This is a genomic window from Azospirillum himalayense, from assembly GCF_042657465.1.
Lineage (GTDB): Bacteria > Pseudomonadota > Alphaproteobacteria > Azospirillales > Azospirillaceae > Azospirillum > Azospirillum himalayense.
The window spans coordinates 1-690 of the sequence record NZ_JBHSLC010000124.1 but is presented as its reverse complement, the minus strand read 5'-3'; the positions used below and the strand labels follow the sequence as shown (position 1 = coordinate 690).

Here is a 690-nt window from a genome sequence, read left to right as displayed (position 1 = left end):
CTATCATGAGATCGGCGCCAGCACCTCCGATGAGAAGATCGTCACCGAACATTCCATAGAGTGTGTTGCCACGCGCGTCGGCAACAAGTGTGTCATTGTAACTGCTCCCGAGAACTTCCTCAATCGACACCAGTCGGTCGCCTTGAGCATACCCTCCCAGCGCAACGCCAACATCCAACCGGACGGTCACCGCAGCGTCAGACATGCCGTAACTCACATAATCAATGCCGTTTCCACCATCCAACCAGTCGCCGCCGGCGTCGCCGAAGAAGTCGTCATTCCCGTCGCCACCTTCCAGCCAATCGCTGCCGGCTTCGCCGTACAGGAGGTCGTCACCCTTGTCCCCTCGAATTATGTCATCGCCGCCGCCACCGAACAGCACATCATTGCCAAGCAAACCCACGAGGACGTTGCCGTCGGCTCCGCCGTAAAGCGTGTCGTTGAAATCCGACCCCATCGCACTTTCAACGCTGATCAGCTTGTCGCCCTGCGCATCCCCGCCCGATGCCGTGCCCTGGGAGAGATAAACCGTAACAGGGGCGGTGGAGGTGCTGTAGCTTACCAAGTCCATTCCTGAGCCACCGTCGATTTGGTCGGCGTCCGCGCCCCCGACCAGCACATCGTTGCCGTCTCCCCCTTGAAGGATGTCGGCTCCAGCATTGCCAATCAGCTCGTCGTCACCTCCCAGTC

Annotated in this window: 1 protein-coding gene; it reads right to left on the bottom strand. The window is 59.7% G+C overall.

Annotated elements, in window-relative coordinates; all coding sequences use genetic code 11:
- A partial coding sequence (locus ACFPMG_RS35455; protein ID WP_377000524.1) for a calcium-binding protein occupies positions 1-690 on the bottom strand: 690 nt, incomplete at both ends.